4 protein-coding genes are annotated in these 3,796 nt (G+C 43.8%); all 4 read right to left on the bottom strand.

The genetic code is table 11. The features are described 5' to 3' along the window. A partial coding sequence (locus J6I68_RS03035; protein ID WP_292217269.1) for a DUF1836 domain-containing protein occupies nucleotides 1-653 on the bottom strand: 653 nt, incomplete at its 3' end. 3 nt (nucleotides 654-656) lie between these two features. Next, nucleotides 657-2,348 (bottom strand): DNA repair protein RecN, encoded by a 1,692-nt coding sequence (gene recN / locus J6I68_RS03030; protein ID WP_292217267.1) that lies wholly within the window; start codon nucleotides 2,346-2,348, stop codon nucleotides 657-659. 51 nt (nucleotides 2,349-2,399) lie between these two features. Then, entirely contained in the window at nucleotides 2,400-2,855 is a 456-nt protein-coding gene (argR, locus tag J6I68_RS03025; RefSeq protein WP_292217265.1) for an arginine repressor, read from the bottom strand. Nucleotides 2,856-2,876: 21 nt separating this feature from the next. Continuing rightward, complete coding sequence (locus tag J6I68_RS03020) at nucleotides 2,877-3,722, bottom strand: NAD(+)/NADH kinase (protein WP_292217263.1); 846 nt, start codon at nucleotides 3,720-3,722, stop codon at nucleotides 2,877-2,879. Nucleotides 3,723-3,796 lie beyond the last annotated feature (74 nt).

The raw sequence follows: 3,796 nt of genomic DNA, 5'->3' as shown, positions 1-3,796 counted from the left end.
TCCTTGGTCTTGTTCTTTTTATCGCTCTTTTGCTTCCTGCCTGCTGCCTTTTCGTCATCCTTCACCATGTTATCAAGGATCTTCTCCATAAGGAGCTTTTTAATATAGACGTCGAACAGCATCTGGATGATAAAAGAAAACGTCTGCATCTTTTTCTTTTCATCCTCATTAAGGCCGTTGTCCTCAAAGGTAGAAAGAGATCTCTCATATTTCTTTTTGATATCATCAATAAGAGGGTCAAGCTCTTCCTTCTGAAGATCAAAACAGGTGTTATAAATGTCGGAAAGATTAAACTCCGGATCAGTATTCTGAAACCTCTCTTTTAAAGGCTCCAAAAGAGTCTGAATATCGTTGATAGACAGAACGCTCTTAAAATAATAGATAAAGATCAAAAGAATGATGTGATCCCTGCTGTACTTCTTCTTCACAGGTGGTGGCAAAAGATCATTCTTGGCATAATTGTTGATCATGGTCTTTGTGAGGATCTTGTCGCTCTCCGGATGCCTTGTGGTCTTTTTAAGCCTCTCATCCATAAAGGATGTGAGCTGATCCATGTAAAGGTCGATGCCCGGAATCTCAGTGGCTGAGATGGTATCGATCCTGCCCAGGGAAGCAATTATGCTATTTAAAAGATCGTCATTGTCGATTGTCATTTCTTACCCTCTTTTGGCATCCTCTGCCTTGCCTCGCATCTCTTTTGCGTTCTCTATGGCTGCGTCTGTGATCTCGTCGCCGCCAAGGAGCCTTGCAAGCTCTTTGATGCTGTCATCACCTGTAAGGCCATAGATTCCTGTCACTGTCCTTCCGTCCTCAAGTCCCTTTTCGATCATGAAATGGGTGTCAGCCATGGCTGCGATCTGAGGAAGGTGAGTGATACAGATGATCTGATGATCTCTTGAAAGTTCTCCAAGCTTTTCAGATACTTTCCAGGCGGTCTTGCCACTAATACCTGCGTCAATCTCATCAAATATCAGGGTGCTGATGTCTCCTCTGTCTGCCACCACTGTCTTAAGTGCAAGCATGATCCTTGAAAGCTCACCGCCGCTGGCGATCTGATCAAGTGGCCTTATGGCCTCACCGGGATTAGTGGATATCATAAACTCCACATCATCAAAGCCCCCTGCAGTTATCCTGTCCTCATCGCTTCTTACGTCGATCTCGAACTTAACATCAAGGAAGTTCAGGTCAACAAGTGCTGCCTTGAGCTTTTTAGATAGCTCTGCCGCTCCCTTCCTCCTTATGTCAGATATCTTTTTACATAGCAAAAGAGCTTTCGATCTGCTGTCATCTAAATCCTTTGACAGTTTCTTTCTGTGGGCATCAAGGTCCGTTAAAACATCCAGGCGCTCCTGCTTTTTACTAAGTTCATCTAAAACAAGGTCAATACTCTGACCGTATTTATCCTTTAAATGATTGACGACGTTGAGCCTGTCCTCTACATTCCTGAACTTCTCATCTTCAAACTCAAGGCTGTCTAAGTACCCTGACAGGGAGTGATTAAAGTCTGACAAAAGATTTTCAACATCAGACAGCTGCGACAAAAGATCCTCGATCTCGCTGTCATAGGAAGCTACAGAAGATAGTTCTCTTACTGCTCTTCCAATAAGATCTACAGCGCTCTCGCCATCGTCCACAAATCCAGTAAGTGTGGATGCTGTTCCAACTGCTTCAGAGATTTTTCGTCCATTAGTCATCTTGCGATAGGCGCTATCAAGTTCCTCGTCTTCCCCTACAACGAGCTGCGCTTCTTCAATCTCGCCTATCTCAAACTCTAAAAGTTCCTGCTCCCTGAGTCTTGCACTTTCATCAATATCAGATTCAGAAAGCTCTTTTTCCAGAGCCTTCATCCTGTCGTACTCAGAGCGGAGCTCTCCAAAAAGGCCACCCAGTTCGTTTTCAAGATAGCCGTCTAAGATCTCCATATGCTTTTTCTTGTGAAGTAGCTCCTGGTGATCATTCTGACCGTGAATGTTTATGAGAATGTTAGAGATATCCCGCAGCTGCTTTGCAGTTACAGTCTCACCAGAAACCTTGGAAATACTCCTTGTGGGAGTTATCTTTCTCTGAAGCACAAGAGTGCCATCTTCTTCTACAGGAATATCCATTTCCTTTAGAAGCTTTCTCTTTTCATCGCTATCAACCCCAAACACCAGCTCCACAAGAGCGTACTCCTCGCCGGTACGGATAAGCGATGGATCAGCCTTCCCTCCCAGGGCCAGATTGACGGAGCCAATGACTACTGATTTACCAGCACCGGTTTCTCCCGTCAAAATGTTGAGTCCCTTAGAAAACTCAATCTCCTGCTCCTTTATAAGAGCAAGATTCTTAACGTGTAAACTATATAACATATTACCTCTCTCATCTTTCTAAAAAATGAGAACCCCATCCAAAACTATCTATCAATCGATGCCAAGCATCTCGTCAAATTCGTTCATAAGCTGCGTTGCTTCCTCTGCTGATTTAGTAGCAACGAAAATAGTGTCATCACCAGCTATACAGCCAACTACCTGTTTGATCTCCAGGGAATCGATTGCTGCTGCCAGAGCCATTGCCATTCCTGATACAGTCCTGACAACTAAAAGATTCTGTGCAAGATCCATGCTGACAAATCCAGCCTTAAGGATCTTTACGTACTTGTCGTGCATAACCTCAGGATCAGCTGTGGTGTACACATACTTTTGTCTTCCGTCGGGAGTAACCTGCTTGGTCAGTTTCATCTGTCTGATATCTCTTGAAACTGTAGCCTGAGTTACATCGTATCCTTCGTCCTTAAGAAGTGCTGCAAGCTGCTCCTGAGTCTCAACCACATGATTATTGATGATTTCAATAATTTTGTCGTGCCTGTTCTTTTTCAACTTCTTCCCCTCTTTTCCTATTTATTTTTCGAACTTCTTACTGATCTTATCAAGAAAGCTCTCCTCTTTGAGCCTTAAGATCTTTGTTGTCTTTTTTGATTTCTTAACCTCTATCTTGTCTCCTGTGCTCATAAGGAGCGTACCACTTCCGTCAAAAGAAACTATGGCCTCCTGATCAAAGCCGCTCCTGCCCTTAAGAAGTTCTACCTCTATCCTCTTATCAGGTGAAAAAAGAAGACTTCTTGCGTTAAGAGAATGCGGACAGATCGGGGTCACAAGAAGCATATTTGCCAGTGGCTCAATGATAGGACCTCCAGCTGACATGTTGTAGCCTGTTGATCCTGTGGGCGTCGATATCACGAGGCCATCTGCATAGTAGCTGCAAAGAAATGTGCCATTGATGTAGATACTGTAGCCAATAGCAGCTATGCCCTGATATTTGGAGATGATGACGTCATTTAAAGAGTAGTCCTTTTTCCCTTCAAGACTTCCTCTTAGCATCATCCTGTCTTCTATTTCGTAGTCGCCATTAAGTATCCTGTCAAGGGCTCCATCGATGTCATTTACTGAAACCTCTGTAAGATAGCCCATGGTTCCAAGGTTTACTCCAACAAGGGGAATATCCATGTAAGCTATGCTCCTTGCAGCCTGAAGCATTGTTCCGTCACCCCCAAGAACGATCACAAGCTCAGTATCCTCAGGGATAACAGAGAGATTTTTCCTTGCTACAAATACAGGATCATCCTCTGTCTTATCCTCCGCTATCACACAGGTCTTACCCCGTGCCTTCAGATACTCCATGATATGACTTGTGAGGCTGTTGTCCTTATCCTTGTTTTTGTTGGTAACAATACAAAACTTATCCATGAGCCATCGCTCCTTAAGTGAGCTCTCCGTGAGCCTTTGAAACAGTTTCCTGTATCAGTCTGTTATTGTCATCG

It is taken from the genome of Butyrivibrio sp. (assembly GCF_017940685.1).
Classification (GTDB): Bacteria; Bacillota; Clostridia; order Lachnospirales; family Lachnospiraceae; genus Butyrivibrio.
The sequence above is the reverse complement of the archived record's forward strand: the minus strand, read 5'-3'. Positions and strand labels throughout refer to the sequence as shown.